This window comes from Desulforhopalus sp. (genome assembly GCA_030247675.1).
GTDB lineage: Bacteria > Desulfobacterota > Desulfobulbia > Desulfobulbales > Desulfocapsaceae > Desulforhopalus_A.
Window position 1 is genome coordinate 109,396 of the sequence record JAOTRX010000009.1, and the last position, 15,107, is coordinate 124,502.

Below are 15,107 nucleotides of genomic sequence, written 5' to 3' on the forward strand. Positions count from 1 at the left end.
AGTTACACCCCCTATGCCTTCCGGACGTTGACCATGAAGGCCTTCGACTCGGGTATCATTGTATTCGCGTCGCCAACGTTCGGCGTCAGCAGGTTGGCACTGTCATACCCGCTGCCGTCTTCGGGGTACTGCCATCCGAAATGCCAGGGGAGACCGACCTGATGGACGGTCGAGTCCGCTATCTTGAACGGCTGGAACCGTTCAGAGACGACAGCTACGGCTTTAACCTCACCACGAGCAGAAGAAACGATGACCGTCTGGCCATTGTCGATCTTCAACTCCTTGGCCAGTTGGAAGCTCATCTCAACAAAGTTTTGCGGCTGCATCTCCAACAACCACGAGCAGTGCCGCGTCATGAGGCCGGTCTGCCAATGTTCGGCAACCCGGTAGGTGGTTCCAACAAAGGGGAAGCGCATATCGCAGGAAGCGAAGGCGTCCATCTTGTCGCCGAAGATCTTGATGGTCGGGTTGATGCGCTGACCGGACATCGAGTTCTTCTCGACCGGACACTCAAGTGCTTCATAGTGCTCTGGGAACGGACCCTCCACAAGACCGGGGCCAAAGATTGAGGCCACTCCGTCCGGCTTCATGATGAAGGGGAACTTTCCTCCTTCTGCGGCCATTGGCGGTGCTGGACCGTCGGGTACGTCACCTTCCCAGGCCTTCTTCTCGGCGTTCCACTTGAGGATCGGTCGTTTTGGATCCCAGGGCTGGCCATTTTGATCGACCGAGGCACGGTTGTAAATGACCCGGCGGTTGACCGGCCATGCCCAGGCCCAGCCCGGGAAGAGGCCGAGACCGGTTGGATCGGTCTTGTTGTCGCGGCGGGCCATCATGTTGACTTCCTTGCCGTCTTTCAGGATATAGGAGTTGCAATATACCCAGTTGCCGCAGGAGGTCGTTCCATCAGCCTGCAGCGAGGGGAAGCTGGTAACCAGATCACCCTTTTTGCCGATGAGTTTTGGCGGATCGACCTTTTTGTCATATACGTCTTCAAGCCAATAGCCGTTGATCTCTTTGGCGATGGAGTGGACGTCGAGGTGCTTGATCTTGCCTGTCGTCTCTTTTTTGCCGTAATCCCAGCTGAGGTTGACAATAGGATCGGGATTGGCGCCACCTTCTTTTTTGTAGAGCTCTTTTACTTTAAAAAACAGTTCGTTGATGATCTCGGCATCAGGCATTGACTGTCCAAGTGGTTCAACGGCCTTGTAGCGCCATTGTGCCCAGCGTCCGGAGTTGATGATACTTCCCTCTTTCTCCATGGAGGAGCAGCACGGCAACATGAATACCTCGGTCTGCACATCCTTGGGGTTCAAGCCGGGGCCGCGCCAGAAGGAGCCGGTCTCGTTGTCGAAGAGATTGACGTTGACCATCCACTTGAGCTTGGTCAAGGCTTGGCGGGTCTTGTTGGAGTTTGCACCCGAACATGCCGGATTCTGGCCCCAGGCGAAGAAACCCTCAAAGTCTCCCTTGAGCATCTTGTCAAAGATCATCAGCCATGAGGCGTTTTGACCGACATCCGTTTTTGGCAGCCAACCATAGCCAAAATCGTTTTCCTTGGTTGCCGCATCGCCGTAGATCGCTTTCAGGTAGCTGACGATGTACTTGTTGCGGTTGCCCCACCAGTTTACACTGCGCGGTTCCTTGGTCTTCGGGGTGTTTTTTTCGATATAGGTCGCAAGATCAGGGAAGGCTGCAGTGGGTGTTGGGTTGTAGCCGGGCAGGATATGGAACAAAAGACCATAGTCCGTGGAACCCTGGACGTTGGACTCGCCGCGCAGGGCGTTGATACCGCCGCCGGCCATACCCATATTACCAAGCAGCAGTTGGATGATGGTCATCGCCCTGATGTTCTGCACACCGACGGTGTGCTGGGTCCAACCCATGGCGTAACACTCGGTTCCAACGCGATCCGGTTTGCCGGTGGAGGCGTAGAGTTCATACACCGCCAGCAGTTTTTCCTTGGGGGTGCCGGTGATGCTCACTACCTTGTCGACGTTGTAGCGGGAATAGTGTTTCTTCAGAAGCTGGTAAACGCAGTTGGGGTTCTGCAGGGTTGGGTCCTTGAGAGGAATGCCATTGGCATCCATCTGGAATGACCAGGTCTTCTTGTCGTAATTTCTCTTTTCCGTGTTGTAACCGGAGAATAAACCATCAAGATCACCAGGCCCTTTGAAATCGCCATTCACAAGGAATGCGGCGTTGGTGTAATTGAGGACGTATTCCTTAAAGATCAGGTCTTTTTCCAGGATGTAGTTGATCATACCGCCGAGAAAGGCGATATCCGTTCCGGAACGAAGTGGGGCATAAAGATCAGCCTTCGCAGCGGTCTGCGAGAAACGGGGATCGACGCAGATCAGTTTTGCGCCTTTTGCCCGGGCACGCATGATCCACTTCATGGAAACAGGATGGTTGGCGGCTGGATTGCCGCCCATAGCTAGAATGACGTCTGCGTTTTTCAGGTCAATCCAGTGATTGGTCATTGCACCGCGTCCGAACGACTCTGCCAGAGCCGCAACAGTTGCGCTGTGTCAGATACGCGCCTGGTGCTCTATATGCACCAGGCCCCAGGACCGAACGAGTTTTTGCAGGATATAGCACTCCTCGTTATCGAGGGCGGCGCTGCCGACATGGGCAATGCCGTTGGTGCGGTTGACGACGACTTCTTTTTCGACGTCGATCTCGGTACCGTCGGCTTGTTTTTCCTTGATCTTGACCTTAGTGGTCTTCTGGAAGCTTTTGTCACGGGAGTCTTTAACGAGGCGGGCGATTCTGTCGAGAGCCCAGTCCCATTCCACTTCCTTCCATTTGGTGCCGCCTGGTTCGCGATACAGCGGTTTCTTGACGCGGGTGTCGTTGTTGACGAGCTGGGCGACAGAAGAACCCTTGGCACAGAGAGTACCCTCATTGATCGGGGAATCCGGATCACCTTCAGTGTTGATGATCTTGCCATTCTCCGTGTAGACGATAATTCCACATCCTACTGAGCAGTAGGGGCAGATTGTCGTACTCTGCTTGGCGTTTTTGATCCTCAAATCCTTTGCATAGGCCTTTGCAGGATCGAGATTCACGCCAAGCGTTGCAACCAGAACGGTGCCGCCTGACAGTTTAAGAAAATCCCGCCTTGATACTCCCATTTAAGACTCCTTTCTTGCTTGTCACAAGTGAGGTGAGAAGTGTGAAGCCCGGTACATGAAGACCGAACCGTATCCCGTAGCATACAACCACGTCCGTCAACTCTTCTTCGCTCCGGCATAGGGGAACCGGAAAAAGAGCTCCCGCCACGAATCTGAAAAAAGCCTCCAGGTAATGACGAGAAAATCAAGGAAATCTCGCTTTCGCAGTCAACAGAGAATGGTTCCCTGATTGTTCGGAGCACTATAGAGGAATGCCTGAGCAATGAAAATCGGCCGAGTGCTTATTTTTAAGTAGGGTAAACGGGGTGTTGGGCGTAGGGATGCACTCTAAAAATGAGTAAATAATAAACCCAATAATTAGTAGGAGAATGGCTGAGAAAAAAGTAGGTTTAAAACCTACATAACCTGTTGGAATGTCTTGAAGTAGGTCGTGAGTGCGATAATATCCTGTTTTTTTTCTGTGTCTATATGGAAGACGAAAACGGATGAATACTGACAAATACAAACAACGACAGGTTGTGTGGGAAAAGGCAATAAGCGGACATGCCGGCATGATTGACCCAGTCAACCGGGTGGTAACTGGGTCGATATCTCAGAGGTGAGGCAGAAATGTCTTTGGCGGAGTCTTTTCTAGTTTGGGGGCCAATAACAACTCCTGTGAACTAAAAGAGGCTACGTTGTATCCTTGTGATTGGCTTTACCTTCCTTTGAGTAACCTTGTCACCCGCCACGAGAGTGCCGCAGAGTAAGGGAGACTCAGGGTTGTGAGTGGAAAAGTTACGTACCGTGGCGTTATTGTCATTGTTTGCATAACAGTAGAGGCAATTATGGGGGCAGGAATTATAGGCTCCTATGTCGATACTTTCTATACAGCCGCAATTGCGGCGCTGATTCTTGTCCTTTTTACCGTGAAATGCAAAATCGGTGAGTTTGGCGATCCTTTTGTCGTCAATACATTTCCCGGGCTTTATCCCAGAGAGTTCAAGGCCGCTGCCAGAGCATGTTTGTAAGGTAATAGAGTACTGCCCAGCGATTTCCTGCATGGCCTGAATCATTGCAATGCGCTCGCCAACCGGCAGATCCATCAGACGTAGGTTACGCATATTGCGAACGCATTTCCGGTACATCTCAACGAAGCTTATTATACAAACCTTTGTAAAGCCCGCAAGGATCTTGGTTAGCTTGGTAAATGCCGAGATGTGGAAGGCGGGAGTGTAGCGATTAGTGAAAAGGATCGGGTCGTAACGCCAAAACACCCGGTCGTGACCGATCCGTCCAGCCAGAGCCTGGAAGGTACTAATCCGTTCGTCGATAGGTGGAACTTTCACCTCAATACTGTTGTCATACGGAGTGAGGGTAAAAAGGAAGTAGTAATGGTACTGACGATCGTCAAGTTCAGGTAGCCTATTGAGGATCGGAGCCGGATTCTTGGTCCAGAATACCACGCATTGAATATCCTCAGGCATCAGGGAAATCTGAGAAACTTGATGGAAATTCAGGGGATTACGAACCAGGACAAAACCTGCCCGAAGCCTTTTGATAAACCATTCGGCGTAAAAGGCGGGAATATCGGTTCGTCTGCTGGCGCTGAGTATCATGAAGGTTTATTGGTCCTGGCTGTCAGGAACGGTGGTAAAGATCCGCGCAGTAAGACCGTTGATGACTTGCAGCAGCAAGTCATCAACGGTCACTGCGAGGAGCAGAAGGTGGTCTTCCTGCTTTAAAGAGATATCCTGTGAAAACATTTATACCGCAAGGGCCGGTTTTGTTGGAGCAGGCAAGCTGCTCAACTCAGCTTTATCCAAGAAACAGCTTCATGCTCACCCGCAGGCGATCTATTGATTTAGCGAGGGTTTCTATCTCGTCGCCGGTTGGTATCTCGATCTTTTCACCGACCTTGCCCTTGGATATGTCGTTGGTGGCACTGGAAAGTCTTACAACCGGCTCAATTACCGTCTTGTTAATGCTTCTGCTGATCGCATAGACGATAGCTGTCAGCACCAGTATAAAGACAATTACGTTGATCGCCAGACTTTTGTATATTTTGCTGAGCACCACTGTCCTGTCTTTCATTACGTAAATATAGCCGATAATTCCACCGGAATAATCTTTGAGAGGGGCAATGCCTAGAGAATAAGATTTTCCTTGGTAGGATGCGGTGTCGATATAGGGAAATGATCCCTGGGCTTTGGCCTTGTCAATCATTGTAGCATTGATGATTGCCATGGTCAGTGTTGAATCGGTTGAATAAAGTGCCAGATAGTCACCGATCGGCTTGGCTTTGCCCTGCCAATCCGGCAAGGATTGGGCGACCGATGTGGCTGATTTGGCAATCAGAATACCGCATTCAACATTATTGGCGCGTTTGGTGTCATGGAGGGCCGGGGCCAGATCGCCACCAAATTCAAGAGATCCGACCAGGTTGCCCTTGGAGAAAACCGGCTCAACACCCCGCAGGCCGAGCCCGGTCCGGCCAAATTCAAGACCCTTGACGCCTGTCTTGTTTTTGTACACATCAGCAATGGTTTTCCGGACATCTCTAAGGTTGTCGCCATAATGATCGACATTCTGCAACCTGAGGAGGGCCACGCCGGGAGGCTGGTGAAAATTCATCTGGTTCAGATGGAAGCCCTTTTTAAGGGCTTCATAGGATTGTTGATATTCACTTGTGAGCTTGGCCCGGTCACCCTTGCCAATCGCCTCGCCTACGTCAGGGGTGTTGGCAAGCAATGTAGCCATTTGCTTGTAGATGTTGAGATGGCTTTCGATAAAACCCTGGGCAGTACTCAAGGCACTTGCCACGGAGTCCTCAGCGTCGGTTTTTAAGATGGAAACCTGGGAGTAATAGTTGAAGGCAGCAACGCATGTCATTGAAAGAATCAAAATGAAGGCGACCGGCATAATAGTCTTTTTTTTCAGTCCCGAGGGCAAGATGTGGGTAAAGGTCATAACGGTGTCGCCTCCTATGAAGATAATATTCTAATGGTTTCTGCTGCGAAGGTTTGTTTATCCCTGGTGTCTTCGATTACATCCTTGAGAAGATCGGAGAGCCTTTCGAGATCCTTTTTCACCGGCGCCGGGCCGGGTAGCCATTTTTCATCGACGATGCGTTTGAAAAATTTCAGCCCGGCAGGCCCAACTTGCTCAACGAATGCCTCCCGCATTTCATCAAGAATTCCATTCAGGTTGCTGACCGGATCTCCTTTAGAGGAATCCTTGCCGTTTTCGTCCGGCCTTTTCAGGTAAACGGTTTTGTCGGCGAACTTGATAAGCGAGAGAAGATCCGGTGTTGGCGGAATGGGTTCCCGTTCACCGGATAAATCGACATTGGGTATAAAAAATGATGACCTGAAGTCGAGCTCATCAAACTGCGCAAGGCAACCTGCACCTCTGAGATTTCCATATGATAGCCGGTAGACATCACCTTCTCTGATAAAAATTTTAAACAGACGGTTTGAGTCAATTACGGAGATGGAGAACAGGCCCGTTTTCTTGTTCCGAAGTAGATCGGAGAGAATTTCCGACAAATCTACCTTCATAAATTCCCCCTTTGCGTGGCAGCGTTTCTTGACCGTTGGTAAAAAAGCCTAACCCTATCGTCACTATATCGAACAAGAATGGAAAGTCAAGGGAACCGGGGTAAAAGATGTGCGTAATGTGCAATATGTGCAAAAAGCGTTTGCAGTAGGTCGAGGTCTGAGAATCTGCAGGAGGAATTACGGAGAGAAGATATCAACGACGCGGATAAACCACTTGTTGGGTGACAGTAACAATGTAGTTGGAAGTTTTCGGCAACTATACTACCATATAACAATATCGGTAATACAGGCAGTTATCAAAAAGTTTATAGCTCATTGATGTCTTCTGGCGAGGATTTTTACCACTCACTCCAGAAGTGCAGGAAGTCCGAATGAAACTGAGTGTAGCGTTTGTATTCACCTGTATCGTCTTGTTCATCATCGATTGAGCAATGGCCCGGGATCAGGCTTGACGAGCAAGACCCATAGTGCCAATGTTGGGAAGATTGATTGTGTGGGCCAAGGAACGGATCACCGTCGGTACCCAGGATAGAAATCCAGCTTGCGACTGCCTTCGCTGTCGGCGATTCTCTGCATGGCCATGGCCGGGCCAATGATATCGAAAGGTCTTGGGAGTTGGAAAAGAGGAGGCTCACCATGCAAAAAGGCAAAAATTTCCGTGGAAAAACCGATAAAACATTGGCAGCTGTATGCGGCCTTTTCTGCGAGGCATGCACTTTATTCATCGCCACTCAGGAAGATCCATCAAGGCTTAAGGCTTTGGCTGGGCGATTCGGTCTTTCCGAGGAGGAGGTCAGGTGCAATGGCTGCCGGTCGGATAAGAGAACGACGTATTGCGCGACGTGCACGATATTTGCCTGCGCGTCCAGGCGGGGGAAAGATTTCTGTAGCGAATGTGCTGAATATCCTTGCACGGATCTCATACAGTTTCAATCCGAGAGGCCGCACAGGATAGAACTTTGGGATAACCTGGCGCAGATCAAAACCATGGGATGTGAACAATGGCTTACGGCTGTTCGGGAACATTATACCTGCCCGCGATGCCGGACCATCAACTCCGCTTACGATTCCCGGTGTAGAAGGTGCGGTGGGGAGCCGAGCTGCGGCTATGTAGCTAAACATCAGCAGGCGATTCAGCTGGCCAAAAAGAACAGGTGATTTTTTGGTAAATCGATCGCTAATGCGCAATCATCTGTGCCAGATTTTGTGTATGGAGGACCATTGGAGTGGCAAGCCTGAGTATAGATTCAGTACAGCACATTTATTACGAGTTGCTTGATGGGGAGCGCGATAAGCCCTATCTGATCTTTCTCCACGACGCTCTGGGGTGTAGCGCGATGTGGAAGGATTTCCCGCGTCTGCTGTGCGAAAAAACGGGTTGTCCGGGGCTTGTGTATGATCGCCTTGGCCACGGTAAATCCTCGCCACTTTCCGGTTCCAGAACAATACATTACCTGCACCAGTGTGCACTTGTCGAGTTGCCGGCGATTATAACCTTGCTGATCCCCGCCACCAGGTACTTTCTAGTTGGGCACTCCGATGGTGGAAGTATAGCCCTCATTCACGCCTCGGGAAAACCGGTTTATCTGAAAGGAATTATAACCGAAGCGGCGCATGTTTTTGTTGAACAAGAGACCTTGGCCGGCATTGAGACCGCCACAGATGCTTTTTATGCCGGGAAGCTGCACAGGCTGTCCGGTCACCATGGCGAAAAAACCGCCGACCTCTTTAGGGCATGGTCTGAAACGTGGCGCAACGAAAATTTTAGATCGTGGAATATCGAATACCTACTGCCGTCGATCGCATGTCCGGCTTTAATTTTGCAAGGTAGTGAAGATAGATATGGTACAATTGCCCAAGTGGAATCAATTGCCTCGAAGGCTTTGGCCGCCGAGAAGGTGATGATCGCGGCATCCGGCCATGTCCCGCATCACGAAAAGACCGATCTTGTCCTGCGGCTTATGAGCAGTTTCTTAAGGCAGAGGATGGGATATTGATGCAGTTTTTGCTAAACTAGTTGTTTTAGCGTAAAAATAATTGCATGGCCAGCCTTGACAGGGTAGCCTTGGCGGATGTACCATAAATGGTTTGGTTTTACAAATATTTCCAACGAAAACCAAATTATTTCAGTTGTATATCAGTATCCAGTCAGGGTCGAAAGCAAACGGCTTTCGTCATTTAAAAAGTAATAAAGAGAGGGCATTAAAGTGGCAGAGATAACAGTAGATCGACAAAAGGTGAAGTTCAAGATTGTATATCAGATATTGATAACCATGTTTATTGTCTCCCTCGTTCCTCTGGGTGGCCTTTGGTATATCAGTATTTACAAGTCCAAACAGGGGTGGACTGACAACATCTTTGATAACCTCGTGCAAAACACCGAAAGCTTAAGCCGCAGTGTTGATGATTGGACATCGATGAATCTGCGGCTACTCACGCAAAATGCGGCGTCTCCGGATATTCTCGGCATGGAGGCTGCTACCCAGGCTCCAGTCTTGAAGACGATTATTTCTACCTATGAATGGATATATCTAGCCTTCACCATTCTGCCAAATGGCCAGAACCTCGGGCGAAGTGACGACAATCCTCCAACCTTCTATGGTGACCGGGAATATTTCCAGCAGGTGTGGGGTGGTAACCCAATTGGGCAACAGGTACTGATGGGCAAGACATCCAATAAGCCGGCTTTTATCCTTGCGCAAATGATTAAAGGAGAAAAGGATAGAAATCTCGGCGTTATTGCCATCGCCATGACCCTTGAGGACCTGTCGAAAACCATAACAAAAATCAAGATTGGCCGTACCGGCTATGCAATTTTACTTGATGATAAAAACAGGTTGATTGCCCATGGTAAAGGAGCAATTTCCTCAAAATTGCAGGATTTTACCCATCCTGTCCTGGGGCGGCCTGGAAAAATTGATCAGAGTTCCTTTGTATTTACCGATGAGGGTAAAAAAATTGTGGCCTTTAGCCAGAAGACAAAATTGGGCTGGACCCTTATCGTTCAACAGGATTATGAGGAGGCCTATGCTGCAGCCGACGAAGCGCAGAGAAATGCCCTCTTGCTTCTGGCAGTTACCTTGGTGACCGCTATGCTTATTGCCTTCTTGCTTGCCAAGCGCCTCAGTACTCCGATTCAGAATCTCACCCAGATAGCCGATGAAATCAGTCGAGGCAATTTGGAGGCCACGATCAAAGAGGCGGGACGCAACGATGAGATAGGCGCTCTTGCCAGGGCGATTGAGCGAATGGGGGTCAGTCTTAAAATGGCCTTTGAAAGGATAAAGAGAAGGTAGGTGGTTACGACCCGTTACTTTCGCGTATTTTCCAGATTATTTTTAAATTAGTACGTTTGTTTGCCATCATCTGAGATGTGCTTCCACCCTAGGCCGACTATGTTACCCGCAAACAGCAGGCAACATAGTCGGCCTTTTTTGCGGGGTGATTCTTGCCAGATTTTTCCCGTTCTTCAAACCGCTTCTCTGCAGAGTCCCGGTCTTGATTTTAAATGGATGCCGGCTGGCTATACCTTTCCTTTCGGTACCGAAATATATTTTTGAACCTTTTCGGGTCGGTTTCAGTTTTTCAGGCTTTTCGGCGACGACACCGTTTTCAGGGCTTGGTGCAACCGGAGAGCTTTCTTAATCGAAAGGTCAATAGAATGGCGACGCTCAGGAGGGCGGCGAGAATCTGCAGGCAACCGGTGAAACTCCGCGCATGATCGAAATACATCCCGGCAAGAAGTGGGGCAAGGGCCGCCGGGATGTTGGCGGAAAACAGCCAGCCGTAAACCTGACCGACATGTCTGTGGCCCCAGATGCCGGCAACCGTCGCGGCGTAGAGGACGAGTACGCCGCCGTAATGGAAGCCGGCGAGCAGGGCATACAGCAGCAGGCCTTTTTCGCTGACCAGTATCAGCGGTGCCGCCAGGAGTACAGCTGCCTGGCCGGCGAGGTTCCAGCGGATGGCGGTCAGGGCAGGTATTTGATCGGCAAGCCATCCCCAGCAAATTCGGCCCAGGGCGTTAGCCAGGGCAAAAAGGGCCACGGCGGTTATCCCCGTCTGTATTGACCCGTTGGGAAAGAGCTCCTTGAGGTTGGCATTGATGGTGAACCCGGCGGCAAGGCCGGCTATCATCGCCAGGTAGAGAAGCCGGAATTGTGGTTCTCCCAGGACCTTTTTGAAGGCAAGGGGGGCGCTTTGTTGTGCTGTATCGTCCGCCGGGTTGCGCATCATCAGACCGCCGAGCACGACACAGCCGAGAAAAATGGCGCCAAAAAAGAAAAAAGTGGTAAACGGCGACCAGGAAAAGCCGTTCATTAAGCGCCCCGCCGTTTGACTGACAAGGGCCGCCCCACCCCCGAATCCAGCCACCGCAACGCCGGTTACCAGGCCTTTATTGTCCGGAAACCAGCGGATGCAGGTGGCAATGGGAACGATATAGGCCAGGCCGGCGCCAACTCCGGCACAAATTCCGATTCCGGCGACGGTCAAGGCAAAATGATACTGTCCGAGGGAGGCGAGCATCCAACCACCGCCGAAAAGCAGACCTCCGCTGACCGCGCAGAAGCGGGGGCCAAATCGAGGCAGGAGGGTGCCAGCCAGGAGCATTGTTGCCGGAAAGACAAAGTAGAAGACGGTGAAGGGCACTTGCACCGGTCCCTGCAGTAGGCCGGTGATATCGCGGATTGGCCGAACATACACTGACCAGGAATAGGTGGCGCCAAGGCAGACCTGCATGAGTACGGCGGCAGCCAAGATGAGATATCGTTGCATATTTATGCCTTTATCTGCCAGGGGAATTCGTCCTGGTTTCTTTCATTGCATATGGGCGGTTAGTTTCTGATTTAAGAGAGTGGGCGTTCTGCCCAGCCCGGGGATTCTACACTTTTTAGTGATTCGGAGAAACCCTTAGTCTCAAACTCAGCTATTTTGATTTTCTATGGGGCGGTGGCTGCGGGGTTGCTTGCTTTGTCTCGGATTTGCGCAGAAATGCGGGCAGCGAAAATCCTCATACCTCCTTCCTCAGTGCGGCACCATTCGACATAGCGGTAAGTTTGAGAATGCTTATTATTGAAACTGACACAGCTCGCTGGACATGGGCTGCGATAATACTTTTTCGACCGCAGAAATGTGGTTTCATGAATGAGGAGGAATAGCGATGGATACGCAAAAAAGGATGGTTGAATCTTTTCAGATCACCCACCGGGCCTATATAAAAAATCTCATTGATAGCCTGAGCCTGCTTGAAAGAGAAATCGAGGATTCGCGCCAGATCGATAGCGTGTGCACCGGAGAATGGTGCCGGGCAATCGAGTTTTCATTGGACGAACTTGCCAAGGATCTCTACTCGATCAGTGAGCCACGGTGGATGGCCGACGATTATTCGCGGACCCTGCGAAACAGCCGCCGCAGACTGCATGATCTCTACGCAAAATATCAGGGAATGAGCTCACGGGCAGAGCATTAACAAGGTGAGGTTTGCGAACACTATTAGAAGATTGCAGCAGTGTTGGTATACCAATCTGCGGTTTCTTGTTACCGAGCACAGCAGCCAGGCTTGGTTCGGGTATTTCCTGACGGCGAAAAGCCCGTATGTCAAGCCTGGTTCCTGTTTCAAGAGGGTGAGCGCTTTGTCGGCTACCGGTCGCTTTCTTGCAGCCGGAATCAGCCAATGGTGTCGACCGCAGCGAACCTCGGTTCGTGCAGCGGCAGGATAATGTCCGCCATATCCCGTACTTTCACCATCATATCATAGGCTTCATAGGTGTTGATATGGGTGCCTGGCGGGATGACCTCCATTTCCATGGCCCGGATTTTCGCTGGCGGTTCAAAATTTTCCATGATCACGCAGAAGCCGGTAATTGCCGCCTTACCCTTTGCGGTATCGATAAAGACCGTCATTCCGCCAGGGGTGTGGGCCGGGGTGTGCATGACGCTGATACCTGGCAGGATCTCCCGGTCTTCCTTGACGACCTCTATCTGCTGGTTCTCCTCTATCTCCAGAATGAAATCCTCCACATAGCGGAAATCGAGGGGGTGGGGGTTCTTGATGGCCACCAGTTCTTGTTCGTGGATATAAAACCGCGCCTTGCTGCATTTATAATCGTTTTCGCAGTGATCGGCGTGGAGATGGGTATGGATGACGATATCGATGTCGGCCGGGGCAAGACCGAAGCGGCCCAGGCCTTCTTCGATGGTGGTAATCTTGCCGCCGATCGCCACCTCCCTCTCGCCTGACTGAACAGGATGCATCTCCCCGGTATCAATCAGTATCTTCTTGTTCCCGCCTTCAATATACCAGCTGTAGATAGGGATGGTGAATGGGGTGCCATAATCATGCTGGTAGGTCATCATTCCTTTGTCAAAGACCTTAGTGCCGACAACGATGGGATGGATTTTATAGGTGGTCATGGGTACCTCTCCTTGGTGATTGAAGGCGGATTACAGCTTCACTTCCTTGAAAAATGCTGAGCGCGGGGAGAAATGTCAATCATAATCTATGCCCTGGCAATGAGAAACCTCAAGACAAGAAATTGCAACGAATAATGGCGCGGAATATATCGGGTCCTGCCGATTTGACTTGTCGGACATCCACCTTACATTGGCTATACAGTGCGCAGTCAATGCCGCACCAGAAGCGGCAAAGGGCGACTAAAAAGGGCACCTGTTTGTGGAGTATTAAATCCCTGTGTCATCAGGATCATACCCATGGAGGAGCGACATGATTAAGCAAGCAAAGAACACGATTTGTCTCTGGTACGATGGCGATGCCGAGGACGCGGCGCGGTTTTACGCCGAGACCTTTCCCGATTCATGCCTTGGCGCTGTGTACCGCGCACCTGGCGACTATCCGTCCGGAAAACAAGGGGATGTGTTGACCGTCGAGTTTACGGTGATGGGGATCCCGTGCATTGGACTAAACGGTGGGCCGGCTTTTCAGCACAACGAAGCCTTCTCGTTTCAGGTCGCAACCCTTGACCAAGCCGAGACCGATCGCTATTGGCAGGCAATCGTCGGCAACGGCGGCCAGGAAAGTGATTGCGGCTGGTGTAAAGATAAATGGGGGGTATCCTGGCAAATTACGCCGATCGCCCTGATAAAGGCGATTACCAATTCCGATCCCGCTGCCGCCAAACGCGCTTTCGAGGCGATGATGCAGATGACCAAGATCGACATCGCGGCAATCGAGGCAGCCTGCCGCGGTTGAGCGTGCCATCTTGGACGCATTACCGGTGCATCCCTGATGGGCGCAGTCCTTGCCGTCAAATAATCCCCAGCCCGAGAAAGAGGGCGATGGCTAGAAGAAAGAACCCGGTCAGGGTCTGGATGGCCGTCATGGTGACCTTTTTCAAAAAACGCTTGCCGATCATGACCCCGAGAAAGGCGGAGAGGGCGGAAACCATGAGCAGCGGCCATTGGTCCGTTACCATTGAGGCACCTGTCCCGGCAGCGATAAAGGCAGCGAAGTAGGTAAGTATCCGTACCATGTCCACCATAAAGCCGATGACTGAGTTGGTGCCGACAAAGCTCTCGGCGGAAAGCCCCGCCTTGGCGAGAAAGGCCGAACGCAGGGCGCCCTGGTGGCCGGAAAAACCGCCGAAAAAGCCGGAAAGAAGGCCGCCGATCACCAGATGGCGACCGCTGAAGGTGAGCTTGCGCAGGCCCGGCAGCAGTTCGAACAGGGCGAAGACCGTCATCAATAAAGCCATGACCACCTTTACCGGGGTGATCACCGCAAGATGGGGCCCCAGGGAATATTCGACGAGATGGCCGAAATCGGCGGTATAGGCGAGGGCCGAAGCACCGACGAAGGCGGCGGCAATGGCCGGCAGGCCGAAGCGGACAACCACGGCCCGGTCCGCTTTGCGGCCGACCACTATCGTTTTGAAGATACTGTTGGCCCCGTGCACCACGGCCGTTGCGGCAACCGCCACCTCCACCGGAAAAAAGATGGCGAAAACGGGCATCAACAGGGTGCCGAGACCAAAGCCGGAATAGAAGGTCAGTGCCGCCACGGCGAGCGAGGCAAGGCTGAGGGTCAGATAAAGGGTCATGGGCCCATCTCCTTGGTATACATGATCTTTTAGGAGCTGGTTTGCAACTCCCCGAGCAGTTCCGCAAGCTGTGACTCGACCACGGTCAGGACCTCCCGCCCCTTGTCGGTCAGATAATAGCGGCGCGGCGCCTTAGGGCCGCGCTCCGCTTCCACCTCACTCCGCAGCCAGCCATGGCCTTCCATCCGTTTCAGCATGGGATAGAGGGTGCCCGGACTCACTTGGTAACCGTGCCGCTGCAGTTCCCGCAGCATCCACTGGCCGACCACCGGGCCTTCCGCCGCGTGGTGGAGAATGTGGATCTTCCAGAAGCCGAGGAGGATCTCCTTGTTGATTGTGGTCATGTCATCTGTGCTTGTCTTCATAACGAAAAA

The 15,107-nt window shown here is 51.6% G+C and carries 13 protein-coding genes; 4 read left to right on the plus strand and 9 right to left on the minus strand.

From position 1 onward, the window contains the following. Positions 1–11: 11 nt before the first annotated feature. The 5 genes from fdnG to OEL83_17900 form a co-directional block, all read right to left on the minus strand. Positions 12–3,137, minus strand: a complete 3,126-nt coding sequence (gene fdnG, locus OEL83_17880; protein MDK9708916.1) for a formate dehydrogenase-N subunit alpha — start codon at positions 3,135–3,137, stop codon at positions 12–14. Positions 3,138–3,799: 662 nt separating this feature from the next. Then, positions 3,800–4,735, minus strand: coding sequence for a DUF1848 domain-containing protein (locus OEL83_17885; protein MDK9708917.1), 936 nt, complete (start codon positions 4,733–4,735; stop codon positions 3,800–3,802). A gap of 6 nt (positions 4,736–4,741) precedes the next feature. Beyond that, positions 4,742–4,882 carry a hypothetical protein gene (locus tag OEL83_17890; protein MDK9708918.1) on the minus strand — a complete coding sequence of 47 codons (141 nt, stop codon included), beginning with the start codon at positions 4,880–4,882 and terminating at the stop codon, positions 4,742–4,744. A gap of 52 nt (positions 4,883–4,934) precedes the next feature. Further along, complete coding sequence (locus OEL83_17895; GenBank protein ID MDK9708919.1) at positions 4,935–6,086, minus strand: HAMP domain-containing protein; 1,152 nt, start codon at positions 6,084–6,086, stop codon at positions 4,935–4,937. 14 nt (positions 6,087–6,100) lie between these two features. Beyond that, a complete protein-coding gene (locus OEL83_17900) occupies positions 6,101–6,676 on the minus strand; it encodes a hypothetical protein (GenBank protein MDK9708920.1) in 576 nt (191 codons plus the stop codon). Between the two features lie 1,226 nt (positions 6,677–7,902). Between OEL83_17900 and OEL83_17905 the strand changes: the two genes are divergently transcribed. Both OEL83_17905 and OEL83_17910 read left to right on the plus strand, forming a co-directional pair. Continuing rightward, entirely contained in the window at positions 7,903–8,673 is a 771-nt protein-coding gene (locus OEL83_17905) for an alpha/beta hydrolase (protein MDK9708921.1), read from the plus strand. A 210-nt stretch (positions 8,674–8,883) separates the two neighbouring features. Further along, positions 8,884–9,972 carry a cache and HAMP domain-containing protein gene (locus tag OEL83_17910; protein ID MDK9708922.1) on the plus strand — a complete coding sequence of 363 codons (1,089 nt, stop codon included), beginning with the start codon at positions 8,884–8,886 and terminating at the stop codon, positions 9,970–9,972. 316 nt (positions 9,973–10,288) lie between these two features. Here OEL83_17910 and OEL83_17915 read toward each other — a convergent pair whose 3' ends face one another. Beyond that, complete coding sequence (locus OEL83_17915; GenBank protein MDK9708923.1) at positions 10,289–11,452, minus strand: MFS transporter; 1,164 nt, start codon at positions 11,450–11,452, stop codon at positions 10,289–10,291. A 385-nt stretch (positions 11,453–11,837) separates the two neighbouring features. Between OEL83_17915 and OEL83_17920 the strand changes: the two genes are divergently transcribed. Then, the gene (locus OEL83_17920; protein ID MDK9708924.1) at positions 11,838–12,146 is read left to right on the plus strand and encodes a hypothetical protein; all 309 of its coding nucleotides are present in this window, start codon (positions 11,838–11,840) and stop codon (positions 12,144–12,146) included. Positions 12,147–12,343: 197 nt separating this feature from the next. Here OEL83_17920 and OEL83_17925 read toward each other — a convergent pair whose 3' ends face one another. Then, the gene (locus OEL83_17925) at positions 12,344–13,090 is read right to left on the minus strand and encodes an N-acyl homoserine lactonase family protein (protein MDK9708925.1); all 747 of its coding nucleotides are present in this window, start codon (positions 13,088–13,090) and stop codon (positions 12,344–12,346) included. A 310-nt stretch (positions 13,091–13,400) separates the two neighbouring features. Between OEL83_17925 and OEL83_17930 the strand changes: the two genes are divergently transcribed. After that, positions 13,401–13,886, plus strand: a complete 486-nt coding sequence (locus OEL83_17930; GenBank protein MDK9708926.1) for a VOC family protein — start codon at positions 13,401–13,403, stop codon at positions 13,884–13,886. Between the two features lie 55 nt (positions 13,887–13,941). Here OEL83_17930 and OEL83_17935 read toward each other — a convergent pair whose 3' ends face one another. Both OEL83_17935 and OEL83_17940 read right to left on the minus strand, forming a co-directional pair. Further along, positions 13,942–14,733 (minus strand): TSUP family transporter, encoded by a 792-nt coding sequence (locus OEL83_17935; GenBank protein MDK9708927.1) that lies wholly within the window; start codon positions 14,731–14,733, stop codon positions 13,942–13,944. A gap of 29 nt (positions 14,734–14,762) precedes the next feature. Further along, positions 14,763–15,098 carry a PadR family transcriptional regulator gene (locus OEL83_17940; GenBank protein ID MDK9708928.1) on the minus strand — a complete coding sequence of 112 codons (336 nt, stop codon included), beginning with the start codon at positions 15,096–15,098 and terminating at the stop codon, positions 14,763–14,765. Between the last annotated feature and the right edge of the window lie 9 nt (positions 15,099–15,107).